The sequence below is a fragment of the Bifidobacterium saguinibicoloris genome (assembly GCF_019331725.1).
Taxonomy (GTDB): Bacteria; Actinomycetota; Actinomycetes; order Actinomycetales; family Bifidobacteriaceae; genus Bifidobacterium; species Bifidobacterium saguinibicoloris.
Genome location: NZ_JAHBBF010000018.1, coordinates 1 through 22,619, shown reverse-complemented (window position 1 = coordinate 22,619; position 22,619 = coordinate 1). Strand labels below are relative to the sequence as shown.

Sequence of the window (22,619 nt, the reverse complement as noted above, 5' to 3'; positions counted from 1 at the left end):
GAGCCGTTTTGTATATGGCCTCCTGTATATGGCATTATTGAGCTCAGAAAGGTGAAGGTGCCGATATGGAGGATAAGTACTGCCGCTTCTGCGGGGCATTGTTGCCGGAAGGAGCCTTGTTCTGCACCAAGTGCGGGAAAGCGACGGCAGTAGTGGAGAGCGGTGAGGCCGACGAGTCTGCACCTGATGATTCTGAGCCTATGGATGAATCACAGTCGTCTGTCGCAGAAGACGGTGCGGAGGAATTCGATATCGCGCTCGATGAGGAAAGCAAGCAAAACGAACGTGATGTCACGGATGAATCAGGTCAGGATGCCGATGACGATGAGCCGCATTGGTGGAAGCGTTCTGACGATCAGGTCATTCGGGAATCTGAAGCAGCTCAGGAACGGCGAGCGACTCAGCAGAAACAGAAGTGGAATCGTAAGCGCATCATCGTGATAATCGTAGTTGCGTTGATCATAGTCGCTGCGGTTGTTGGCGCGGTGTTGAACTTTCGGTCGACTACGCAACCCGGTAAGAGCCACGAGGCGTCAGAAGGGAGCGGCTCTAATTCCGAGTGCTTTGTGGTATCAGGAGCTCCTTATGATGAAAGTTGCGATAGTGACTCCGAAGACAACCCTTCTGCGACACTGAGATATCTTTTCAAACAGCTCAGTGACAAAACCATAGGCAATGAGTCTGTTCAGCTGGGAGGCAGGAATGCCAGCACTGAATTTGTGCCTTATGTCTACATTGGTTCGTCGGTCGGGAACCTGCAGTACGAGAGCGGTGTCCTTTGGTATTTCGGGAAAACGATTGGAGCAAATCCGTTTTCTTATCTTTCGCCAATGGTGAGTAAAGCGCTTGGAACCGTAGGCTATAACGAAAGTGTTCTCAGCTTCAACGGAAGTCTTGATGAAGCAGGAGTGCAGAAGGTAGAGGATTTTAAGAAGCAGGTCCCGTATTACCGGTATTCGGTTTCCGGATATGGCGATGTTGTTTTTGGGGTAGTCGCATACTCCGTTGATGGTGGGCAACAATTCGCCGTCGATATCATTGTCTATGACGCTGATAATCTTCCTGATTGGGTAACCAACATCCACGATTCCAATCAGACGACCCAGTCAGATTCCTCGACATCCAGTAGCAATCAGAATGCCGAGAGTAGCGATTCATCGGCAGTGGATACCGATTTCGCTGATTTGTGGAAGACGACCGTGGATGACAACGACTGGTCGAAAATCGCGGGGGACTATTGCCGGGCGGATGGCGTATGCGTCCATATCGCAAAGAACGATTTCTACGACCCGAATACCTATGAGGGAACTCCGGGAACATTGAGTTTTACTGCCGGGGATTCCTCTTCCAATCCATTGCCGAACGGTCAGTCCCAAGTCGAACTCGGTTTCCAGTATCAAACCAAGCAGACCATGCCGTCGAGTCCCGAGCCGTTCCCTATGTTCGCTGGTTGTCAAGGGTCAATGGGCTGTGATCAAGGTTCTCAGGAAAACGTCTATTTCGTGATGCCGGGAGTGAATATGCAGTATTTCCAGCAGGAATATTTCTACTATCCCATCGATTCGGGTAATCCTCCTGATTCTTCCCGTGACTATCTTGTCATCGGGCAGCAGAGAGAAACGACTATATCCGACCAATCGGTGTTCTATCGGAAGTGATCAATCATGTTCTGTCATAAATGTGGCGCGAAGTTGTTGCCTGATGCTCAGTACTGCGTTAAATGTGGTACTCCGATATGGAAGATTCAAGATTCTGAACCGAATTCCGTACCAGAACCAACGAAAACATTAAAGGGTCCTGATGAGGCAATGCCAAGCAGAGGCAATAAGAATGCTGGAGTTGTGTGGTCTGCCATCAAACCCCGAAAACGTTTGATTGCGGTTCTTTTTGTCTTGATTCTTGTCGTCATAAGTGCAATAGCCGTTGCTCATTACAACAAGACGCGTTGGTTCGGTGAGGACGGAAAACCAATCAATTTGAGGGTGTGGAATGGTGAAGCCCTTGATTATGACGGGTGGAAATACAATACTCCCGAACTCGGCAAAATTACCGATCAATGTGCGAAATATATGCAACCAGCGGAGGAAGGAAAAGCTGCACAGAATTATTTGAACGATAGCTCAGATGGACATATCGTTATGATAGCGTGGAGTTCCTCAGGGGGCTATGATAATGCTCTTTTAACCGGCTTTGGGAATGATGATAATGGTATGGGGCCCGTATTCAGCTGTATGAGCAAGGCCATTGGATACTCAGGTGATTTGCAGTCTGCTTTGGAGAATCTTGCTATAGGTGGTGATGGTAGCCTCGTCGTTCCTTATACGCTTAGACTGGCCCATTCGGTTGAGCTGACTCATAAGGTGATTGCTAGTTGCCTTCCATCGATGGATGGCCAGCCGGCTTATACATACTGCATGATTGGACAGAATCGTTTTGATTCAAGTTCTTCCCAAGAATCCGATGAACAACCAGAATCGTCGAATGGTGATTCATCTTCTGAAAGCTCTTCTGCTATTGATCATGGAACGCCGGATGATGCTGTCGGATATGACAAATATAAGGATTACAACTGTTTTGTCGGTGATACTGGGGCAGTCGCTCCCTGTAGTTCCGTCTATAAAACAATGAAGGACGGAGATGTGAATTATCTTCCATTTGGAGCGGAGAATAACCCCGATCCCTCTAATAGCTCCGGATACATTCCGGTGGACGAGAACCAGAATGGCATACGTGATAGCGATGAGTAAGATTCTTTTTTTGATTCGTATGTACTGACCACATTGGTTTTCCTTAATGACGTGACATGCGGTGACCCCGTTGATATAACGGACCATTATCGACGTAGCCAATAAGAAAGGCTCGATTGGAAAATCTGGGCGTTTGAGTGTTATTAGAAACCGTGATAAACCATGAGATGCGGGGCGAGATGCGGGGCGGAACTGTTTTGTAAAATCTGTGTTTTCCTTTATTTTCAATGTGTAAGCGACGATTTACGTTAGTTACTCGCCTATTCGACGAGTTCGTGCAGGCGGCTCACGTCGATGACCCTGCCGTGCCGCGTCATGAACGAATCATCGCCTCCATAGACGAGGATTTTCTGGCTGGCGTCGCATCCCATGATTTCCGCCAGCGAGTCCAATGTGGCGAACGCGTGGGGGGCGTATGTGGACGATGCCTTGATTTCGACCAGATACCGTATGCGCCCGCCCTTTTCGATGATGAGATCGGCCACCTTGCGGTTGGAATCGCGCCAGTAGTACACGTGCGGCGTTTTGCCCCGGGCGTGGTGTTCCTTGAGGACCTCCGCGACGACCATGTTCTCGAACAGGTGGCCGCGGAATGTGATGTTCGCGCGGATGTCGTCGATGTCGTCCAGTCCCAGCAGGTGGGCGGCGAGACCCGTATCGTAGAAGTAGAGCTTCGGCGTCTTGATGAGGCGCTTGCCGAAATTGCGGTAATAGGGCTGCAACCGGAAAGTGATGAAGCTCGCTTCCAGAATGGACATCCAGTCGCCGGCGGTATTGACGCTGATGCGCGCGTCGCCCGCGAGGGAGCTGTCGGCGGTGACCTCGCCCATGCGGTAGGCGCTCAGGGCGAGGAATCGGCGGAATTCGGCGAGTTTCCGTACTCCAAGCTCTTCCCGGACGTCGCGTTCCACATAGGTGCTGATGTAGGTGTCGAAGAACAGCCCCGGGGCGATGTCGTGCGAATACAGTCGTGGGTATCCGCCGTGTAGGAGCCATTCGTCCACATTCGCCGGCTGGAGGTTCGCGGCCTGAAGCTCGGAGTATGTCAACGGCAGCAGGTGGGTCAGCCCCACTCGGCCTGATTATTTGGAGGCTGATAAAATCGCATAACGCGGTGATGGCGGAGATTGGGCTTGAACTCTTGGGGCGCGAAGCGGGTGACGGGGAGTCCGGCCTGTCCGCGTCCGTCGGCCGGCGATGTCGGAAGACTGGCGGACACTGGATGGCAACGGTTGAGAGGAGCCGACGATGCTGGATGTGTTGGGCACGGTGGTGCATTGGGTGCTGATCGTCGCCGCGGTGGCGGCGGTGGGGTTCGTGATACTGATGGTGTGGGAGTTCTTCGACCTGAAGAAGCATCCCGAGAAGGAGAAGGCCATCGAGGAGCAGCGGGCCGCGAAGCGGCAACGGCGGCAGGCGGAGCGCGAGAGGGAACGCGCGGGACGCGAGCAGGAGCGTGAGCGGCAGCGGCGGCTCCGTGCCCAGGCGAAGCAGGCCACGCACCAATCGGGGCAGGGCGCGCAGGCGCAGGGCGTCGACGGCATCGACGACGTGTTCCCCAGAGGAGGTTGGCTCACCGCCTACGACGTGTGCGTGCCGAATGACGGCCATCCCTTGGGGCAACTGATTCGACGGACCCATACCGACGAGCTCACGGGGCGACAGACCTCACAGGCCTTGGATTGGCGTGGCACCGTATATGGAAGGACGACCAGCATGACGGGCGTGTCGCCTGTCACGGGCCAATACACCTGGGCGGATTTCATGCAGGTGTACGCGTACCACAGCGAGGTGAACGGCCGTTGGTATCGGCTGCGGAAGCCGTATGAATTCACGATCAGCGTACGGTTCAAGGGCGATTCGCGGTACAAGGATGTCCAGTTGGAAAGTCCATGGCGATACAAGTCCATGAGCCGCGAGAAGTTCGACGCCGAGCACAGGGACATGATGGAGGCGAACACCCTGTTCGACGGTATGCGGGTGTGACGCGCCGGCTTTCCCGCATCAAGGGCGCCCTCTCCGAACGGAGAGGGCGCCCTTTCGCATGCCGTCGGTCCGCGACCGAAAGATGCGATGATGCCGGTGACGGTGCCGGTGCCGGATGGGGTGCTGGTCCGCCATGCCGTTGTGTCTACCGGGGGGGGGATGCTGGTTTTCAGCCATCGAGGGCTTGATATGAGGGAGAAGGTACCGTATGCCATTCAATTTCATCGATGTGGTCCGCTACGGCGGCGGCGATACCAAGGACATCTTCGCGTGGAGGCATCCGGGCACCGAGCTCAAGGCCGGCACCAAGCTCACGGTGATGCCCCATCAGATCGCCGTATTCGTCAAGAACGGCCGGATAGCGCAGACGTTCCGCGAGGGTGCGCACGTCATCGAAGGCAACAGCGCGCCGTTGCTGACGGGCGTGACCAAGATGTTCACCGGCGGGGTCAACCCGAACGACGCGCGCGTGTACTTCATCAATCTCACCGACAAGACCAATGTGAAGTGGGGCACCCCTTCGCCGATCAACATTCCGGTGGTGGGCAACGTGGGGCCGCGCAGCGGCGGCCTGACCCTGCCCGCGGGGGCCAACGGCGAATATTCGATCGCCCTGTCCTACTTCGATCCGGACGTGTATTCGGGACCGCAGACCGAGCAGGCCAATGCCGCGCACATCGATGCGTTCTTCCACCAGTTCGTCTCGGACCGTGAAGTCACCTCCGTGGACGATGTGGTGGCGGTGCTGCGGCAGAAGATCAACGAGATCATCGGCGACGAGCTGGGCAAGGTGCTCATCGGCTCCGGTATCCAGATCAACATGATCGACGCCAGGAAGTCCGAGATCGCCGACGAGATGCGGCATCGCCTCCAGGAACCGTTCACCCGTATGGAACAGCAGTACGGCGTCAGGGTCTTCGACTTCATGCTCAACGCGATCGTCATCGACAAGTCGAGCCGCGCCTACCTGCAGTACGCCAAGCGCGCCCAGGCGTTCGAGGACCAGGTCAGCGAGGCGGAGGCGCGTCAGTACACGGGTGTCATGGACGCCCAGACGAAGCTCATGCGGGAGCGTCTCGATGCGATGGGTCGCATGGCCCACACCGACGCCAAGGCCTACGACCAGAACCAGCGTGGATACACCTTCCAGCAGGAGCACACGCTGGATGTGCTCCAGACTGCGGCCGGCAACACCGGCTCCGGTTCCGATCTGATGAACGGCGGCATCGGGCTGGGCGTGGGCCTTGGCGTGGGCGGTTCCCTCGTCAAGGGGCTGAACTCCGCAATCTCCTCGTTGGGAGTGACGGACTTCACCCCTGCGGCCGCATCCGGCACGACGGCCGCATCCGGTGCCGGTGCCGGCGCGTCCGGCGTGGGGTCGGCGGACGCGAGCCGGCGTCAGCCGCCGGCGCATCAGCCGTTGACCCCCGACGCCGCGGCTTCGGACGTCCAGGCCGCGACGGCCGCGGCCGCGGCGCAGGCCGCCTCCGTCGCCCGACCGGTGCAACCGGCTCAGTCGGCCCGGCCCACGCAAGCCGAACGGCATGCGCAACCCGCGCAACCGGTGTCGGACCCCATCGAGGCATTGTCCACGTTGAAGAAGGCTCACGACCTGGGTCTGATCAGCGACGACCAATTCGCCGCCAAGCAGCAGGAGATTCTCGCGCGCATGTAGGCATCGGCCGCCCGTTCCATGCCATCCGAGAGCACAAGAGCACAAAAGCAGGAAAAGGAACCATCCATGAACAACAAGCAACCCATCATCTTCGCCGTGCTGGCCACGGTCGTCGTCGACGTCATCATGCTCGTCATCCCGCATGCCAACGTGCTGTCGTTCTGGCTGGCGTTCGTCATGCTCACCCTGAGCGGCCTGGCGTTCCTCATCCCCGCGCTGGTCCGGCCCGCCACCGATTACACCACGCGTCTGCCGGCGTTCGTGGCGCTCGGCGCGAATTACGTGCTGCAGATCGTGCTCACGTTCTTCTCCAACACGGGCTGGTGGCGCGTCACGCTGATCGTCGAGCTGCTTGCGCTGTTGGCCGTCAGCGGCATCGCGTTGGCCGTCTCCTACACGGAACGGCGCAATGACGCGGCCAACGCATACTACGCGCAGGATTCCGCCAACCGGTTCACGCCCAAGCAGGGCGGCTTCTGATGAAGGCGTTGTTCGCCAAGCGGTTGTTCGTGCGCCTGGCCACGGGCGTATGGATCGTGGTGGCGGCATGGCTGGTGCTCGCGTCGTTCGGGGTGCTCACGTTGCAGGGCATGACGTTCTTCGTGAACCAGCCGGGGGTCGCCGAACAGTTCGATCCGCAGACGGTGGCGGTGTTCCGCGGCATGTCCGCGTTCTTCGACGGCGTGCTGCCGGTCTACGTGCTGCTGACGGTCACCTCGCTGCTCGGCATGGCCTCCACGATGACCATGTCGCAGGACATCCGCGACACCTATAGCCATCGCACCTATACGCTGACCTCCGCCAAGATTGCCGCGAACATGGGGTATGAGCCGACGATGGCCCGCACGCGCGAGACGCTGGACCGCACCATGGGCGCCGCGTCCGGGGTACCCGGGGCTTCGGTCCCCGCCGGCGCGCCCGCAGACGGCATGCCGGCTCCGACCGGCGCGCCCGTGTGGCCGGCGCCGTCCGCTCCCGCCGGCATGCCGGCTCCGCCGTACCCGCCATATCCGTCGCGTCCATCACGTAACGGGGAGGCGTCATGACCGTATCCGGATCATCGATGGTCGTCACCATCGTGCTGCTGTTGCTGGCCACCATCGTCATGCCGGTCGTGGCCGTCATCCTCATCGTCAAGCTGGTAAAGCGGTCGTCGGCCATCGCCGGCGCACGCTTCAAGATCTGGTACTTCCTGCTGCCCTGCGGCGCCATATTCCTGCTGTCGTGGGGGTACGGCACGTTCACGGACGGCGGGACCGTGAACACCGTCAAAGGTCTGGTCGGCATGGGCGCCGGCATCGTGCTGATCCTGCGTTGCGTGTTCGAGGAGTGGCGTGACGCGGCCGCCATGCAGGCCACCCGCCGGGAACTCGATCGGCGCGTGGACCGTCGCATCGCCGAGGAGACGCGGTACTCCACGGACATGCATCGCGCGGCCGGAGTCAACGCCTCGGACATGGACAAGGCGGTCGTCTGCCCGTCCTGCGGCAGCGAATGCCTCCTGCCGATGGGGCACGCCATCCTGTGCGCCGCCTGCGGCAATCCGATCTCGTTCGCCGCGCAGGCGACGGCCACCGCCACCGGCATCGTCGGACGCGGCGTCGCACACGATGACGAGCTGCTGCGGGACGGCGTCGGCGTGACCGAACGCGACCTGGGCACGTTGCGTCAGGTGCATGCCGTGGACGGCCGTGCCATCTGGGGCGATGCCGCCGACGTGACGTTCCGCTGCCGCCGGTGCGCCGCGACCGTCCAAGGACGCGCCGATCGGCCGCCGGCGTGTCCGCGTTGCGGCCGTCCGCTGACGGTGTCCGACATCGTCGCCGACCGTTACGGCGCCACCGCGCAGGTCGATTCCGCGCGGGCCGCGGCGGCGTCCGCGGTCGCCGCCGGCGGCCGCGTGACGATCGTCTGTCCGACATGCGGCGCCGTGGGGAGCGGACCGCTCAACCGTCCGTACACGTGTGCGACGTGCGGGCATGTCATCGGCGAGTCCGACGTGCCGCGGTGCGTTCCGCCAAGGGAAGGAGATGTGCGATGAGCGCCTTCGCCAATGGGCCCGTGCGGCGGCCGCAGCCTGCTGCCGGGCCGGCGCCGACCATCCGCAAGGGTCGTCCCGAGGACGACGTGCAGCTGACCGCGCGCCAACGCGACCGCAAGTACCTGCGCGCGTACGGCGTGCTGTCGGTGCTGTACGTGGCGCTGGCCGCCGTGACCGTCGTCGTGTTCCGCAAGGCCGTGTGGGGCGACGCCCTGGTGGGCGCCCTGCAGCCGATCGTGGGTGACGACGTGTATACCGACTACGGGCGGTATATGATCACCGGTGTCAAATGGGTGTTCACCGTGGCGATGGCCATACTGCTCGTGGTGCCGATGATCACGGTCCTCGCCGATTTCATCCGGCGCGTGATCCGCCGCGGCAAGTTCGTGTACATCGAATCGGACCGTTACATGACCCACCTGCTCAAAGGCGAGGCGGACGCGGCCACCACGCAGACCCTGGACTACATCCGCAAGGAACTGCTGTACGTCAACCGTACGTGCGGCTCCTGCGGCAGGACGTGGCTGGTGCCCGCCGACCATCAGACGGCATGCCCCAACTGCGGCGGCCGGGTGTGACGTTGGCCGGGACGTTGCGGATTCGGTCGATGTTTCACATCGCTTCGCATCAACGATGAGAGAACAACAGAGAACGATAAAGGAAAGGTGAATGATGCTCAGTTCCGCCGAATGGCCCCATGACATGAACATGATCCAGCGCCGCGCACAGAACGGCAACAAGTACGCCCAATGGCAGATGAGCCGGGCCTTCCATGACGGCGACGGCGTGCCGAAGAACTACGATCTGGCCCTCTTCTGGTGCCGGAAGTCCGCGGAGAACGGGTTCCTGGACGCCATGGAGGATCTGGGCGATCCGAGGATGTACCACACGCTGTCTCCGTCCGAAACCCGTCAGTGGTCCGAGAAGGCGATGCAGGCCGAGCTCAATGTCAAGGCGGTCGGCCCTATGACGACCGTGGGAGGAGCCGGTGAGGCCAAGTCGTACGGCACTGATCCGACCCCGTACCTGAAGGACATCCGAATGGCCGAGAAGATGGCCGAAAGTGACGACCCCGAGCAGTTCCTGACCGCCATGTACATGCTGCAGGGGCCTGCGGAACAGGGCGTGGCGCGTGCGGAATACGCGCTCGGCATGGGATGCCTTCACGCCATGGGGATGGCGTTCACCAGGGACCAGGCCCGGCGACTCCAGTCCTTGGACATCAAGACGGGCCTGTATTCGGCCTCCCACTGGCTTTCGCTCGCCAGCAAACATGGTCATGGAACCGCGGCCGTGATGCTCGGCGATTTGAACGCGCAGGGGACCATGGATCATGGCGAACCCAACATGCACGTCGCCGCCGCCATGTACGCCCGTGCCCAAGCCAACGGCTATCCGTTGGAAGACAAGCAGCAGGCGGTTCTGGACCGTTACGGGAAGAAGGGTGGTGGCGCCTCCGGCGGTTCGTCCACGCACGGAGGGTCGACGGCGAATCCGAGTGCGAAGCAATCCGTGCCGATGCCGCCGCGGCCCGCCGCGCCCGCGGGTGGGGCGGCCACGCCGGCTTCGAACTGGCAGCCTGGGCAGCCCTGGGCACCCGGCCAGACGTCGCAGTCGGGCCAGGCCGCTCCGACTTCGCAGAACGCCGCTCCGGCGAAACAGAGCGGCCCGGGGCGGGTGCTGACGGTGCTCGGCATCGTGCTGGCGGTGCTGTGGGTGGTCCTGTTGCTGTTCGGCGGTGCGAAGCTGTGGATGCTGGTCCTCGCCGTCGTCCTCTTCGTGGCCGGCAAGGTGGTGTCCGCCAAAGGCAACGGGAACAGCGGAAACAATGGAGGCGACGGCCGGCAATCGCAATGACCGCGGTGGTGGTCCGTTCGCCATGCCGCTGCCGTAGGATGAGTGCAGCAGAGCCACAGTGAAAGACTCCGCGCGAGAGAAGAGAAGGAGGGCGTCATGAGTGGTGCCATGCCGAATATCACGAAACCTGCAGGGGCGCCGGGGCCGTCGTTCGTGTGGCCGCAGCCCGCACCGCCGGCGATGACCGGATTCGAGTCCATGTTGGCGAGGATGCAGGGCGGCGTGGTCTACACGCTGGTATGCATGGTCAATTCCGTGTTCACGTTGATCGCGTTCCTGCTCATCGCGGTGTTGGGATTGGATGCGGTGATTCCGGAGGATTCCTCGCCCATCTGGGGTCCCATCCACGCGTACATGATGTGGGCCGCGGGTCTGCCGCTGGCGGTGACCGGCAACCCCAGGCCGGCTGTGCTGGACGATCTGACGCCGCTGTTCACCGATCCGCTGGGAATGGCGCTGTTCATGGTGATGCTCTGGGTGCCGTTCGCCGTGCTCGCGTTCGTCCTCGCCCTGCTCACCGGCAAAAGCGCGCAGGGCGGCTCGTTGCGTCCCTCGTTGCTCGGCCGGTTCGCTGTGTTCGTCAACCTGCCCGGACGGTTGTGGACGTGGCTGATTCGTTTGGTGTTCGGTTGGATATTCAGGAACAAGGCGAAGATTCTGCTGGGCGGCGCGCTGTCCGGTGTGGTCATGGCCGCCAGCAACGCCACCGAGGATCCGGGACGCCGCTGGGGAAACCAGTATGGCGGCGGATACGTGAGGAGCCCCGCCCCCGGTCCGCTGGCGTTCCTGCTGTCGCTGCTGAACCTGCTGTTCCTGTTCCTCCTGACGCTGATCGTCTGGAGCGTGACGTCGATGCCGTACCTGTTCCCGATCATCGGCATGATGGTCCGGGCGACGAATACGCCGGCCGACTTCGGCACGTTCGTATGGGGTACGGTCGTGGCGATTCTCGGCGTGACCATCGGCATATGGTTCCCAGGCATCTGCGACTTCTACCGTCGCCACGCCATCCACCTGTCCGTCCGCGAACGGTTCGACTGGTTCCCGCTCACGCCGAGCGAACGGGCCATGAAGCGCGAGGCGGCATACGAGCAGCGGGCCGCGCAGGCGCTGGGTGGCGGGAACCGGCAATAGCCTGCGGCCTCCGAGCCGTTTGCGGGTATCCGTATCGCCCGAATCACAAACTTGAGCCACGAGCGCTCAAGTTTTGGGAATAGAATGTCCTCCAGGTCGGTTGGACATGTCAGAACATGACATGGACGCCCGGCGGCCGGCGATCCGGAGCACTCCGGACCGCAATCCGACGGGCCCAAGAGACTTGGAGGACAGACTTATGGAACAGAAGTTCACGACCATGGCTCAGGAAGCCATCGGCGACGCCGTCCAGAGCGCCGCCGCCGCAGGCAACGCGCAGGTCGACACCCTGCATCTGATGGACGCGCTGCTGCGCCAGGAGCAGGGCGTCGTACGCGGCCTCATCCAGGCCGCCGGCGGCGACCCACAGACCATCGGCGCGGCCGTGCGCAACGCGCTCGTCGCACTGCCCAGCGCAAGCGGTTCCACCACAGCGCAGCCGCAGGCCAGCCGTCAGCTGAGCGCCGCGCTCGCACAGGCCGAAAAGGAGATGCAGGCGATGGGGGACGAATACGTCTCCACTGAACACCTGCTCATCGGCATCGCCGCAAGCGCGCCGAACCAGTCGGCCGACATCCTGAAGAAGTACGGCGTCACGCCGGACGCCCTGCGCAAGGCCGTGCCGTCCGTGCGCGGCGGCGCCAAGGTGACCAGCCCGGACGCGGAAGGCAGCTACAAGGCGCTGGAGAAGTACTCCACCGACCTCAGCGCCGCCGCGAAGGAAGGCAAGCTCGACCCGGTCATCGGACGCGACCAGGAGATCCGCCGCGTCATCCAGATCCTGTCGCGTCGTACGAAGAACAACCCGGTGCTCATCGGCGAGCCGGGCGTCGGCAAGACCGCCGTCGTCGAAGGCCTCGCCCAGCGCATTGTCGCCGGCGACGTGCCCACCACGCTGCAGGGCAAGAAGCTCATCTCGCTCGACCTGGGCTCCATGGTGGCCGGCTCGAAGTACCGTGGCGAATTCGAGGAACGCCTGAAGAGCGTCCTCAACGAGATCAAGAGCGCGAACGGCCAGATCATCACGTTCATCGACGAGATCCACACCATCGTCGGCGCCGGCGCGGCCGAAGGCTCGATGGACGCCGGCAACATGTTGAAGCCGATGCTCGCCCGCGGCGAACTGCGCCTCATCGGCGCCACCACGCTCGACGAGTACCGTGAGAACATCGAAAAGGACCCGGCGCTCGAACGCCGCTTCCAGCAGGTGTTCGTCGGCGAACCGAGCGTGGAGGACACCATCGCCATCCTGCGCGGCCTCAAGCAGCGTTACGAGGCGCACCACAAGGTGACGATCGGCGACGACGCGCTCGTCGCGGCCGCCACCCTGTCCAACCGGTACATCTCCGGACGCCAGCTGCCCGACAAGGCCATCGACCTGGTCGATGAGGCCGCCGCGCACCTGAGGATGGAACTCGACTCCTCCCCGGAGGAGATCGACGAGCTCCAGCGCAAGGTGACCCGCTACGAGATGGAGGAGATGCAGCTCAAGAAGGCCGAGGATCCGGCCTCCAAGGAGCGTCTCGAGAAGCTGCAGGCCGAAATGGCCGACGCCCGCGAGAAGCTCTCCGGCTTGAAGGCCCGCTGGGACGCGGAGAAGGCCGGCCACAACAAGGTCGGCGACCTGCGCGCCAAGCTCGACGACCTGCGTGTGCAGGCGGACAAGTTCACCCGTGAAGGCAACCTCGCGGAGGCTTCGCGCATCCTGTACGGCGAGATTCCGGCCATCCAGAAGGAGCTCGCCGCCGCCGAGAAGGCCGACGCCGAATCCCGCGAAGGCGGGGAGGACGGCGCGAACAAGCCCGAACCGATGGTTCCGGACCACGTCGAAGCGGATTCCGTCGCCGGCATCGTGTCCGAATGGACCGGCATCCCCGTCGGCCGCCTGATGCAGGGCGAGAACGAGAAGCTCCTCCACATGGAGGACTACCTCGGCAAGCGCGTCATCGGCCAGAAGGAAGCCATCCAAGCCGTGTCCGACGCCGTTCGCCGCTCGCGCGCCGGCATCAGCGACCCGAACCGTCCGACCGGCTCGTTCCTGTTCCTCGGCCCCACCGGCGTGGGCAAGACCGAGCTCGCCAAGGCGCTCGCCGACTTCCTGTTCGACGACGAGAAGGCCATGGTCCGCATCGACATGTCCGAGTACATGGAGAAGGCTTCGGTTTCGCGTCTGATCGGCGCGGCCCCCGGCTACGTCGGCTACGAGCAGGGCGGCCAGCTCACCGAGGCCGTGCGCCGTCGCCCGTACTCCGTCGTGCTGTTCGACGAGGTCGAGAAGGCCAACCCGGAGATCTTCGACGTGCTGCTGCAGGTGCTCGACGACGGTCGTCTGACCGACGGTCAGGGCAGGACCGTGGACTTCAAGAACACGATCCTCATCATGACCTCCAACCTCGGCTCCCAGTTCCTCGTCAACGAGGAGCTCGACGCCGACGCGAAGAAGAAGGCCGTGATGGACGCCGTCCACATGAACTTCAAGCCGGAGTTCCTGAACCGTCTCGACGACATCGTGATGTTCCACCCGCTCACGCGCGAGGAGCTCGGCGGCATCGTCGACATCCAGGTCCACAGCGTGGCGCAGCGCCTCACCGACCGCCGCATCACGCTCGACGTGACCACCGCGGCCCGTGAATGGCTCGCCAACATGGGCTACGATCCGGCCTACGGCGCGCGTCCGCTGCGCCGCCTCGTCCAGACCGAGGTGGGCGACCAGCTGGCCCGCATGCTGCTCGCCGGCAAGGTCCACGACGGCGACACCGTGCTCGTCGACCAGACCGGCGGCGAGCACCTCGAGCTCACCGCGATGCCCGAGGACCCGCTCGGCCACGGTTCCGGCGCGGCCGAGGACGATCCGGACGTGCACGTGAGCGTCGAGGACGACAAGCCGTCCAAGTGACGCGTGACTGAATAGCAATGGCCGGCTCCCTCAAACGGGGAGCCGGCCATTTGCGTTATTCGGCTTCAGTGCTCCGCCGGAACGAAGTGCAGGCGGGCACGTGTGCGGGTTCAAGGCGTAGACGGCGATGGGCGTACGTGTGGTACGTCGAGCCGTCTACAACGCGGAAGACGCTCCGTGCTCCGCCGGAACGAACGCCTCGAAGATGTGATGGTCGAACCACTGATCGCAGTCCGCCAGCTCGGCGCTGGAACGCACCGTCCACGACACCGTCGTCGCACCCATCGCACGCGCCAGACGCACCTGCGGCGACGCGCCGCCGGTCCAGTCGTACGCCACGAAATCAGGACGGGACAACCAGTCGAACGCCAACAGACCGGCCGCCCATTCCAGTGGATTGCCGGCCTTGAACGGCGCGGGCCAGCTCAACTGGCCGCGGCACACCTCTGGATGATGCGTCTTGTACCAGTTCACCGCGCCCGGATGGAACGATTCGATGACGTACGGGCCGCTGTAGGCGTCGAGCAGCGCATGGCCCTTCTCCATGAGCTCCTCCTCGCGGGCGCCCCACGCGCTGTTGTCGCTGAACTTGTACTCCACGATGAGCGGCGCGCGGCCGGCCACCACCTTGAGCACGTCGGAGAACAGCGGCACATGCTGGTAGTAGCCTTCAGGCGCGCTCGACGGCGTCACCACGAGCGGCGGCTTCTCGTCCGCGCCCGGCAGCGGATGCGCTTTGAGGTCGCCCGGCTTGGAGCCGTGGCCGTCGGCGCGGGCGGCGGGGAACAGGGGGATGCGCGTGAGCTCGTCGTAGGTGAGGTCCCTGACGAGCCGCGGGTCGCCGGCCACGCGCAGGAGGTCCGCGTCGTGCACGACGACGACCTGGCCGTCGAGCGTGAGCTGCAGGTCCAGTTCGATGCCATATCCGGCTTCGCAGGCGGCGGCGAACGCGGCCAGCGAGTTCTCCGGCGCGATGGGGCCGGTCTCGTCCGGCGTGCCGTATCCGGCCTTCATGGCCATGCGTCGCGCCAGCGCCACGTAGTCCGCGTTCTCCGCGATGGACGCCTCGGTGGTGTCCGCGGCGGCGCTCAGCGGGTTGTCGCCCGTGTAGTCCGGGATATCGGCCACGCCCACCAGGCCGGAACCGGCGTCGTGCAGGCCGCGGTGCGCGTACCAGACGTCCGGGATGACCGGCACGAAGTTGCGGCGTTTGTCGTTGAACGAGCGCGGGGCCATGGCCCATGCGGCCGCGCCGGCCAGCGCCGCGCCGCCGATGATGGCGTTCCTCAAAGCTTTCGACATGGCAATCCCTCCCATAAGCCAAGTGTTGCCGATGATGCCTCCAGCCTACACCGCGCGTGCGTGCCGGCAGGGTTCGGGGCCTGCATGCGAAGTGGCCGGGTTGGGTTGTTCCGACTTGTTTCGCCGGGATGGCGTCTGGCGAAGCGGTTGGGTTGACCCGTACCGACTTGCTTCGCGGAGAGGGGTTTCCGCGAAGCAGACGGTCACGCCGATGCCGGCTCGTTTCGCAATGCACCGGCCAACCACGCGGGCATGTGCGGATCGTCCGGGTCGAGCCGACGGTCCGTGTGATCCGCCCGCAGCGGCTCCCATCCATCCGCGCGGAACGTGTCGAGCAGGTCGTGCGCCGTGCATGGTTCGGGCCGGTCGACGAGCCGCAGCAGCCACGCGCATACGCCCGTCACCTGTTCGGCGGTGACGCCGCATCGGCGCAGCGCACCCATGTCCAGCGACCGTTCGCGTTTGGCGAGGCGACGTCCGGCAGCGTTGTCGATGAGCGGGATATGCGTGTACACGGGATGGGCGGGCGACGCGATGCAGTCGGAATCGGACAGGCTCCCGGCAGACGACGCTGCCGCGGGGAATCCTCCCGCGATGAGCCGTCCGCGGATGAACGACTGCAGTGCGGCGGAACGCAGCAGGTCCCGTCCGCGCACCACGGAGTCGACGCCCATCGCGAGATCGTCCACGGTGACGACGAACTGGTAGCCGAACAGGCCGTCGGACCGTCGGATCACCGAATCGCCGATGTCGTGCGCGAGGTCGAACGTCTGCGGCCCGTATACGCGGTCGTCGACCGTGACGGCACCGTCGGTCCCGCCATCCGCACCGGTTCCGACGCAGGCCGCGCCGCCGCACGGCATCGCGATGCGCAGCGAATGACGGTCGCCGCGCGCCAGACGCGCGGCGACCTCGTCAGGATGGTCGCGCATGAGCCGGCGGCAGGTGCCGGGGTAGATCTGGAAGCCGTCGCCCTCCTGCGGGGCGGACGCGGCGCGGATGTCCGCGCGCGAGCAGAAGCACGGGTAGACGAGCGGGTCGCCGTCGACGGTCTGCGGTTCCAACAGCCGCAGCGCCTGTTCGTACAGGTCGAGTCGCCGCGACTGGTAGACCGGCTCGCCGTCCCAGTCGAGTCCGAGCCAGGCGAGGTCGTCCATGATCCACCGGTCGGCGTCGGGCAGCACGCGCGGGGTGTCGATGTCCTCGATGCGCAGCAGCATGCGTCCGCCGTGCGCCCTGGAGTCCAGCCACGCGGCCAGCATCGCCGTCATGTTGCCGATGTGCATGCGCCCGGAAGGGGTCGGCGCGAATCGTCCCGTCATGCCGTCCGTCCTACTTGTGGTACGGTTCGCCGGCGTTGATCTTGTACGCCCGGTAGACCTGTTCGAGCAGGATGACGCGCATGAGCTGGTGAGGGAACGTCATCTTCGAGAAGCTCAACTTGAAATCGGCGCGGCGCAGGATCGCGTCGTCCAGTCCGATGGATCCGCCGATGACCAGTTGGATGTGGCTTACGCCGTGCAGCGTCCAGTCCGCCATCTTCGCGGCCAGTTCCTCGCTGGACAGTTGTCTGCCGTCGATGGCGAGGGCGATGACGAACGCGTTGTCCTTGAGATGTTTGGCGATGCGTTCGCCCTCCTTCGCCTTGATCTGGCGTTCGACGCCTTCGGAGGCGTGTTCGGGCGTCTTCTCGTCGGCCACTTCGATGATGTTGAGCCGGCAGTAGCGTGAGAGGCGTTTCGAGTATTCGTCGATGGCGTCGCGCAGGTAGCGTTCCTTCACGCGTCCGGGCGCGATGATGTCGATCTGCATGTGGTTCCGTCCGTCCTTGATGGTGTCCGATGGTCCGTCCGATAGGGAAGCCGATATGAAAAACGTACGCCAAGCGCGTCTTGGCGTACGTTTTCCGATGGGTTCGGGACGTCGTCCGACGTCCCGTATGCCTCGCCTACGGCGTCAGTCGATGACGCCGTACAGGCGGTCGCCGGCGTCGCCCAGACCCGGCACGATGTAGCACTTGTCGTTGAGCTTCTCGTCGACGGCGCACACCACGACCTTGAAGTCGATGGACGGATCGATGTGCTCCTCGACGTACTTGATGCCTTCCGGCGCGGCGATGATGTTGATCGCCGTGACGTCCTTGGCGCCGCGTTCGGCCAGGTAGTGGGTGGCGGCGACGAGCGTGCCGCCGGTGGCGAGCATCGGGTCGATGAGGAAGCACTGGCGTCCGGACAGGTCGTCCGGGAGACGGTTCGCGTACGTGATCTGCTGGGTGGGGTGCTCCTCGTCGCGCTTCATGCCGAGGAATCCGACTTCGGCGGTGGGCAGCAGGCGGGTCATGCCGTCGAGCATGCCGAGGCCGGCGCGCAGCACGGGCACGATGATCGGGCGCGGCTCGGCCAGCTTCTTGCCGGTCATCGGGGCCACCGGGGTCTCGATCGGCGTGGCCACGACGGACAGGTCGCGCGTGGCCTCGTACGCCTCGAGCATGACGAGTTCGGAGACGAGCTCGCGGAAGGTGGAGGACGGGGTCTTCTTGTCGCGGAGCACGGTCAGCTTGTGCTCGACGAGCGGATGATTCAAAACGTGAAGTTCCATGGTTCCCAAGAGTACCCGGTGCGCCCGCCGGAACCGCCATGGAACGGGAGGATGCGCGTGCATCCGGTTGCGCAACGGTCATCCGGAGTTCAACTGGCGATGGGCGGTTCGTCATCCGCCGTTCGGTTTCGGCCGGCACCCTGAAGACGGCATCGTGCATCCGACGCGCCTTCGCGCGTGTCCCTCCGTCCCGGATCGGAACGGCGGAACACATGCGGCCGGAACGTGTGGGACCTGCATGAGGAACACGGAGAAGGGACCGCACATGCGTTCACGCACACCAGCCAGTCGAACCGAACGAACCGAACAGACCGGGCGAACCGAACAGGCCGCACGCATCGCACAAGACACACAAGACACGCGCACCGCGCCACAACCGGCACCGCACCGCAGCGGCGTCGTCGCACGCCTGACGGCATGCCTCGCCGCACTGGCCGCGGCCGGCATCCTTGCCGTCGCACCCGCCGGCGCCGCAACCGCCGCGACGGCCGCCGCCACGCCGGAAACCCCTGCGGCCAACGGCTCTGCACTTGACTTCAGCACGGGAAACAGCGTCCTCAAAACGCGCGACACCGCGCAGGTCGCCCCCGGACTCGACGTCACCTCCTTCAGCACGTTCAACGGCGACGCGAACCGCTGGGTGACCGGCAACGTGCTGGTGGCGGACACCACCGAACCCACGCTGTCCATGGACCTCGTCGACACCGGCTCGGTCGCCGGCGTCGCACCCGTCTCCCAACAGATCGCGAACGACCCGAAGGTCGTGGCCGCCGTCAACTCCGACTTCTTCGACATGAACGCCTCCAACGCGCCCGTCAACACGAATGCGTCCGCCGCCTCCGGCATCCGCTCCATCTCACCCGGCGCGCAGAACGCCGTGACCGTCGACGCGAACGGCAAAGCCGCCATCCAACAGCTCACCGGCGCCTCCACCGTCACGTTCGGCGCCGACGGCGCGCAAGGCAAGCCGCAGCCGATCGCCAGCGTCAACTCGCCGTCCCTTGAGGCCGACGGCCTCGCCTACTACACGCGCGCCTGGGGCACGTGGCCGCTGAAGAACGTGTTCACCGCAGCCAACGCCGCCAACGTGCACGCCGCATGGATCAAGGACGGCAAGGTCGAACGCGTCGGCGCCATCGACGACCTCGCCGCGGACACCGCGCTCGCCGACGGCGAGGCGATCCTCGTCGGCACCGGAACGCAGGGCGACGCCGTCGCCGCGCTCACGCCGGCCGAACCCGTGCAGGTCACCGTCGGACTCGACAAGAACGTCAAGGTCGCCGCGGGCGGCGGCGCCGAACTCATGAACGCGGGCGCCATCACCGTGCAGCAGGACAACGACTACAAGCACGCGCGCATGGCCGCCGGCATCAGCAAGGACGGCACCCGCCTGTACCTGCTCGAAGTGGACGGCAACCAGGCGGACAGCGCCGGCATGACCCTGTACGAGATGGCACGGCAGCTGCAGGCGTTCGGCGCCTGGAACGCCGTCAACCTCGACGGCGGCGGCTCCGCCACGATGATCGCCCGCAAGGCCGGCACCACCGCACCGCGGATCGTGAACCGCCCCTCCGACGGCAACGAACGCTCCGTTGCCAACGCGCTCGTGTTCCGCAGCTCCGCCAGCGCCACCACGCTCGCCGACGCGCAGGTCAAGCCCGCCGCCGCGAAGGCCGGGACGCGCGTGTTCGCAGGCCTGACCCGCACGTTCGCCGGCTCCGGCGTTGCGTCCAACGGCGCACGTCTCGCCTCCGACGGCACGTTCGCCGCACGCGGCGACGTCGCGCTCGAACAGCCGTCCGCCGCCGCCGGTTCGACGGCCGTCGTGCGCGGCGCCAGGCACGGCGCCGGCACCGTCACGTTCACCACGCAGGGCGCCACCGCCAGCAGCGACGTGACCGTGCTCGGCCGGCTCGACCACGCCGTCGCGTCCGACTCCACCGTGTCGCTGCAGCAGAAGACCGACACCGCCTCCACCACCATCACCGGCTACGACGCCGACGGCTACGACGCGCTCGTCGAACCGCGCGACATCACCGTCTCCGGCGGCGACGGCGTCGTCAAGGCCGAACCGCAATCGGACGGCACGTTCCTGCTCACCCCGCTGGTCGACTCCGGCGCGGCCACCCTCACCTACACCATCGCCAAAGCCGGCGCGGACGGCGCCGACGTCACCGTGCAGCAGGCCGTCACCGTGGGCCTGAAGAGCGTGCCCGTGCTCGACTTCGCCGACGCCGCCCAATGGAAGGCCGACCAGGCGCGCGCCACCGGCTCGCTCGAGCCGGCCGACGGCCACGCCACCGGGCTCAAGGGCCTGCGCCTGCAATACGACTTCACGCAAAGCACCGCCACCCGCGGCTACTACGCGGTCCTGCCCGCGGACAAGGTGCTCGACGGCCAGCCGCAGATGCTGACCCTGTGGATCAAGGGCGACGGCTCCGGCGCCTGGCCGCGCATCCAGGTGGTCACCGGCGACGGCGTCACCACGAACCTCAACGGCCCGAACATCGACTGGACCGGCTGGAAGCAGGTCTCGTTCCCCGTGCCCGCCGGCACCGCCTACCCGCTGACCCTCCAGCGCATCCGCATCATGGAGATCCGCTCCACTGCCTCCTACCACGGCGACATCACCCTCTCCGACCTCGAGGAGGTCGTCGCCCCGGACGCGCAGGAGCCCGCGAACACGCCGGTGCATGATCCGGTCATCGCCACCGGCACGTCCGACGTCGCTTCCCGCCCGCTCAAGGTGGCGGTCATGAGCGACGCACAGTTCGTGGCCCGCGACCCGGACGGCGCCAATGTGGCGCACGCCCGTGAGACGATCCGTCAGATCGCCGCCGCGAAACCGGACCTCATGGTCATCGACGGCGACTTCGTCGACGAAGGCAGCGAGGCGGACCTCGCGTTCGCCAAGCAGATCCTCGACGAGGAGGTCCCCAAGGACCTGCCGTACCTGTACGTGCCCGGCAACCACGAGCAGATGGGCGACCGGAGCATCGCCACCTTCGAGAAGGTGATCGGCACCGCCAGCAGCCACACCGACGTCAAGGCCAAAGGCTCCGGCAAGGTCACCAAGGTCATCACGCTCGACTCGTCCTCCGGCACGTTGCACGGCCAGGGCGTCGACCAGCTGAAGATGCTCGAGGAGCAGCTCGCCGCGGCGAAGAAGGACGCCGCCGTCACCGGCGTGCTCGTGTTCACGCACATGCCGATCGACGACTACCTGCCGTCCAAGAACAGCCAGCTGGGCGACCGCACCGAAGCCGCCCGGTTCGCCAAGGAGCTGTCCGACTTCCGCGCGGACAGCGGCAAGTCGATCGCCATCGTCAACGGTCACGTGGGCGGATTCAACGCCACCGCGTTCAATGGCGTCAGCCAGATCACCAACGGCAACAGCGGCAAGGGCCCGGCGAGCACGCCGGACAACGGCGGCTTCATCGGCTGGACGATGCTCGGCGTCAACCCGTCCTCCGGCGAGGTGGGTTCCGTCGCCACGGCGTCGCCGTTGGCCCGTCTCGGCTGGATGCGCGCGGAGACGAGACCGCAGATCGATGCCGGTTCGCTCACGGTGCTCGGCTCCGATGGCAAGCCGGTCGCCGAGGGGATCTCGCTGCAGGAGGGGTCGTCCGTCGACCTGTCCGCCACGTTCACGCAGGAGAACGGCACGCGCACGGTGCCGGTGCAATGGCCGGTCAGCTACGTGTGGTCCGGTAAGGGCGTGACCGTTGACGACGGCATCGGCAAGGCCGTGGACCAGGCGAACGGTTCCACCGCGGTCGTCGTGGATGCACGGACCGGCCGGCTCACCGCCGTCAAGGCGGGCGACGTCACGGTGAAGCTCACCGTCAACGGGGAAACCAAGACGATCACGCTGCACGTGGGCGCCAAGCCGCAGCCGTCGCAGCCGGGGCAGCCGGGTGGTTCCGAGCCGGGTCAGGGCGGTCAGGGCGGTGGTGTCGGCGCTGGGAAGGGCGGCGCTGGGAAGGGCGGTGCTTCCGCTTCCGGTAGGAAGCCCACCAAGAACGGTCTGGCCTCGACGGGTGCCGACACGGCTGCCATCGCGTGGGCGGCCCTGCTGTTGGCCGGTGCCGGCGCGGGCGTGACGCTGGTGCTCAGGCGTCGCGGTGCGCGGTGACGTGCGGTTGATGGGATCGGCCGGTGGCAGTGGATGCCGCCGGCCGATTGCCGTGTTGGGGTTCGACGGCTGTTGTTGGGTGGGTTTGTTGTCGTGTTTTTGGTGTTTTCGACACGCCGAGGGTTTGTTGTGTTTCCGGGGTTTGTGGGGTGTTGTGGTGGGGTGGGGTTGCGTTGGTTGGGGTTTGCGTGTAAGTTGTTCTTTCGCTGCCGCCGAGCGGTTCCGGCCGGGGTTCTTCCGGTTCGGGG

The 22,619-nt window shown here is 64.4% G+C and carries 17 protein-coding genes and 1 pseudogene; 12 read left to right on the top strand and 6 right to left on the bottom strand.

Translation table 11 applies throughout. The features are described 5' to 3' along the window. Positions 1–65: 65 nt before the first annotated feature. Complete coding sequence (locus KIH78_RS09480) at positions 66–1,658, top strand: zinc ribbon domain-containing protein (RefSeq protein ID WP_219132154.1); 1,593 nt, start codon at positions 66–68, stop codon at positions 1,656–1,658. A gap of 6 nt (positions 1,659–1,664) precedes the next feature. Beyond that, positions 1,665–2,747, top strand: coding sequence for a zinc ribbon domain-containing protein (locus tag KIH78_RS09475; RefSeq protein ID WP_219132153.1), 1,083 nt, complete (start codon positions 1,665–1,667; stop codon positions 2,745–2,747). 260 nt (positions 2,748–3,007) lie between these two features. On the opposite strand, the gene KIH78_RS09470 is transcribed toward KIH78_RS09475, so the two are convergent. Beyond that, positions 3,008–3,820, bottom strand: coding sequence for an ATP-binding protein (locus tag KIH78_RS09470; RefSeq protein WP_219132152.1), 813 nt, complete (start codon positions 3,818–3,820; stop codon positions 3,008–3,010). Between the two features lie 175 nt (positions 3,821–3,995). Between KIH78_RS09470 and KIH78_RS09465 the strand changes: the two genes are divergently transcribed. The 9 genes from KIH78_RS09465 to clpB all read left to right on the top strand — a co-directional run bounded on the left by KIH78_RS09465 (position 3,996) and on the right by clpB (position 14,336). Further along, positions 3,996–4,733: a hypothetical protein gene (locus KIH78_RS09465; RefSeq protein ID WP_219132151.1), complete on the top strand. Its 738-nt coding sequence runs from the start codon at positions 3,996–3,998 to the stop codon at positions 4,731–4,733. Positions 4,734–4,941: 208 nt separating this feature from the next. After that, positions 4,942–6,408 carry an SPFH domain-containing protein gene (locus KIH78_RS09460; RefSeq protein ID WP_219132150.1) on the top strand — a complete coding sequence of 489 codons (1,467 nt, stop codon included), beginning with the start codon at positions 4,942–4,944 and terminating at the stop codon, positions 6,406–6,408. A gap of 66 nt (positions 6,409–6,474) precedes the next feature. Then, positions 6,475–6,888, top strand: coding sequence for a hypothetical protein (locus KIH78_RS09455; protein ID WP_034529050.1), 414 nt, complete (start codon positions 6,475–6,477; stop codon positions 6,886–6,888). Further along, positions 6,888–7,454 carry a hypothetical protein gene (locus KIH78_RS09450; protein ID WP_219132149.1) on the top strand — a complete coding sequence of 189 codons (567 nt, stop codon included), beginning with the start codon at positions 6,888–6,890 and terminating at the stop codon, positions 7,452–7,454. The genes KIH78_RS09455 and KIH78_RS09450 overlap by 1 nt, the downstream gene beginning before the upstream one ends. Then, complete coding sequence (locus tag KIH78_RS09445) at positions 7,451–8,449, top strand: hypothetical protein (protein WP_219132148.1); 999 nt, start codon at positions 7,451–7,453, stop codon at positions 8,447–8,449. Before KIH78_RS09450 ends, KIH78_RS09445 begins: the two co-directional genes overlap by 4 nt. After that, positions 8,446–9,027 carry a hypothetical protein gene (locus KIH78_RS09440; protein ID WP_219132147.1) on the top strand — a complete coding sequence of 194 codons (582 nt, stop codon included), beginning with the start codon at positions 8,446–8,448 and terminating at the stop codon, positions 9,025–9,027. Before KIH78_RS09445 ends, KIH78_RS09440 begins: the two co-directional genes overlap by 4 nt. 91 nt (positions 9,028–9,118) lie before the next feature. Then, on the top strand, positions 9,119–10,306 hold the full coding sequence (locus KIH78_RS09435; RefSeq protein WP_219132146.1) for a tetratricopeptide repeat protein: 1,188 nt from the start codon (positions 9,119–9,121) through the stop codon (positions 10,304–10,306). 96 nt (positions 10,307–10,402) lie between these two features. Further along, positions 10,403–11,440: a hypothetical protein gene (locus KIH78_RS09430; RefSeq protein WP_219132145.1), complete on the top strand. Its 1,038-nt coding sequence runs from the start codon at positions 10,403–10,405 to the stop codon at positions 11,438–11,440. A 199-nt stretch (positions 11,441–11,639) separates the two neighbouring features. Then, positions 11,640–14,336: an ATP-dependent chaperone ClpB gene (gene clpB / locus KIH78_RS09425; protein WP_219132144.1), complete on the top strand. Its 2,697-nt coding sequence runs from the start codon at positions 11,640–11,642 to the stop codon at positions 14,334–14,336. 156 nt (positions 14,337–14,492) lie between these two features. Here clpB and KIH78_RS09420 read toward each other — a convergent pair whose 3' ends face one another. The 4 genes from KIH78_RS09420 to upp all read right to left on the bottom strand — a co-directional run bounded on the left by KIH78_RS09420 (position 14,493) and on the right by upp (position 18,236). Then, positions 14,493–15,638: a glycerophosphodiester phosphodiesterase family protein gene (locus KIH78_RS09420; protein ID WP_219132143.1), complete on the bottom strand. Its 1,146-nt coding sequence runs from the start codon at positions 15,636–15,638 to the stop codon at positions 14,493–14,495. Between the two features lie 203 nt (positions 15,639–15,841). Further along, positions 15,842–16,960 carry a glutamate--tRNA ligase family protein gene (locus tag KIH78_RS09415; protein ID WP_214313895.1) on the bottom strand — a complete coding sequence of 373 codons (1,119 nt, stop codon included), beginning with the start codon at positions 16,958–16,960 and terminating at the stop codon, positions 15,842–15,844. A gap of 10 nt (positions 16,961–16,970) precedes the next feature. Continuing rightward, on the bottom strand, positions 16,971–17,450 hold the full coding sequence (rlmH, locus tag KIH78_RS09410; protein WP_214313897.1) for a 23S rRNA (pseudouridine(1915)-N(3))-methyltransferase RlmH: 480 nt from the start codon (positions 17,448–17,450) through the stop codon (positions 16,971–16,973). 144 nt (positions 17,451–17,594) lie between these two features. After that, positions 17,595–18,236, bottom strand: a complete 642-nt coding sequence (gene upp / locus KIH78_RS09405; RefSeq protein ID WP_214313899.1) for a uracil phosphoribosyltransferase — start codon at positions 18,234–18,236, stop codon at positions 17,595–17,597. Between the two features lie 265 nt (positions 18,237–18,501). Between upp and KIH78_RS09400 the strand changes: the two genes are divergently transcribed. Further along, positions 18,502–22,371 carry a phosphodiester glycosidase family protein gene (locus KIH78_RS09400; RefSeq protein WP_219132142.1) on the top strand — a complete coding sequence of 1,290 codons (3,870 nt, stop codon included), beginning with the start codon at positions 18,502–18,504 and terminating at the stop codon, positions 22,369–22,371. On the opposite strand, the pseudogene KIH78_RS09395 reads toward KIH78_RS09400, so the two are convergent. Beyond that, positions 22,349–22,619 (bottom strand): annotated as a pseudogene (locus tag KIH78_RS09395) (hypothetical protein); the annotation flags it as partial. The gene KIH78_RS09400 and the pseudogene KIH78_RS09395 overlap by 23 nt on opposite strands.

Coding starts and splice junctions, on each gene's coding strand:
- KIH78_RS09420 (WP_219132143.1), bottom strand. CDS start 15,638: ATGTCGAAAGCTTTGAGGAACGCCATCATCGGCGGCGCGGCGCTGGCC.
- KIH78_RS09400 (WP_219132142.1), top strand. CDS start 18,502: ATGCGTTCACGCACACCAGCCAGTCGAACCGAACGAACCGAACAGACC.
- KIH78_RS09430 (WP_219132145.1), top strand. CDS start 10,403: ATGAGTGGTGCCATGCCGAATATCACGAAACCTGCAGGGGCGCCGGGG.
- KIH78_RS09450 (WP_219132149.1), top strand. CDS start 6,888: ATGAAGGCGTTGTTCGCCAAGCGGTTGTTCGTGCGCCTGGCCACGGGC.
- KIH78_RS09445 (WP_219132148.1), top strand. CDS start 7,451: ATGACCGTATCCGGATCATCGATGGTCGTCACCATCGTGCTGCTGTTG.
- rlmH (WP_214313897.1), bottom strand. CDS start 17,450: ATGCAGATCGACATCATCGCGCCCGGACGCGTGAAGGAACGCTACCTG.
- KIH78_RS09480 (WP_219132154.1), top strand. CDS start 66: ATGGAGGATAAGTACTGCCGCTTCTGCGGGGCATTGTTGCCGGAAGGA.
- KIH78_RS09440 (WP_219132147.1), top strand. CDS start 8,446: ATGAGCGCCTTCGCCAATGGGCCCGTGCGGCGGCCGCAGCCTGCTGCC.
- KIH78_RS09475 (WP_219132153.1), top strand. CDS start 1,665: ATGTTCTGTCATAAATGTGGCGCGAAGTTGTTGCCTGATGCTCAGTAC.
- clpB (WP_219132144.1), top strand. CDS start 11,640: ATGGAACAGAAGTTCACGACCATGGCTCAGGAAGCCATCGGCGACGCC.
- upp (WP_214313899.1), bottom strand. CDS start 18,236: ATGGAACTTCACGTTTTGAATCATCCGCTCGTCGAGCACAAGCTGACC.
- KIH78_RS09465 (WP_219132151.1), top strand. CDS start 3,996: ATGCTGGATGTGTTGGGCACGGTGGTGCATTGGGTGCTGATCGTCGCC.
- KIH78_RS09455 (WP_034529050.1), top strand. CDS start 6,475: ATGAACAACAAGCAACCCATCATCTTCGCCGTGCTGGCCACGGTCGTC.
- KIH78_RS09460 (WP_219132150.1), top strand. CDS start 4,942: ATGCCATTCAATTTCATCGATGTGGTCCGCTACGGCGGCGGCGATACC.
- KIH78_RS09435 (WP_219132146.1), top strand. CDS start 9,119: ATGATGCTCAGTTCCGCCGAATGGCCCCATGACATGAACATGATCCAG.
- KIH78_RS09415 (WP_214313895.1), bottom strand. CDS start 16,960: ATGACGGGACGATTCGCGCCGACCCCTTCCGGGCGCATGCACATCGGC.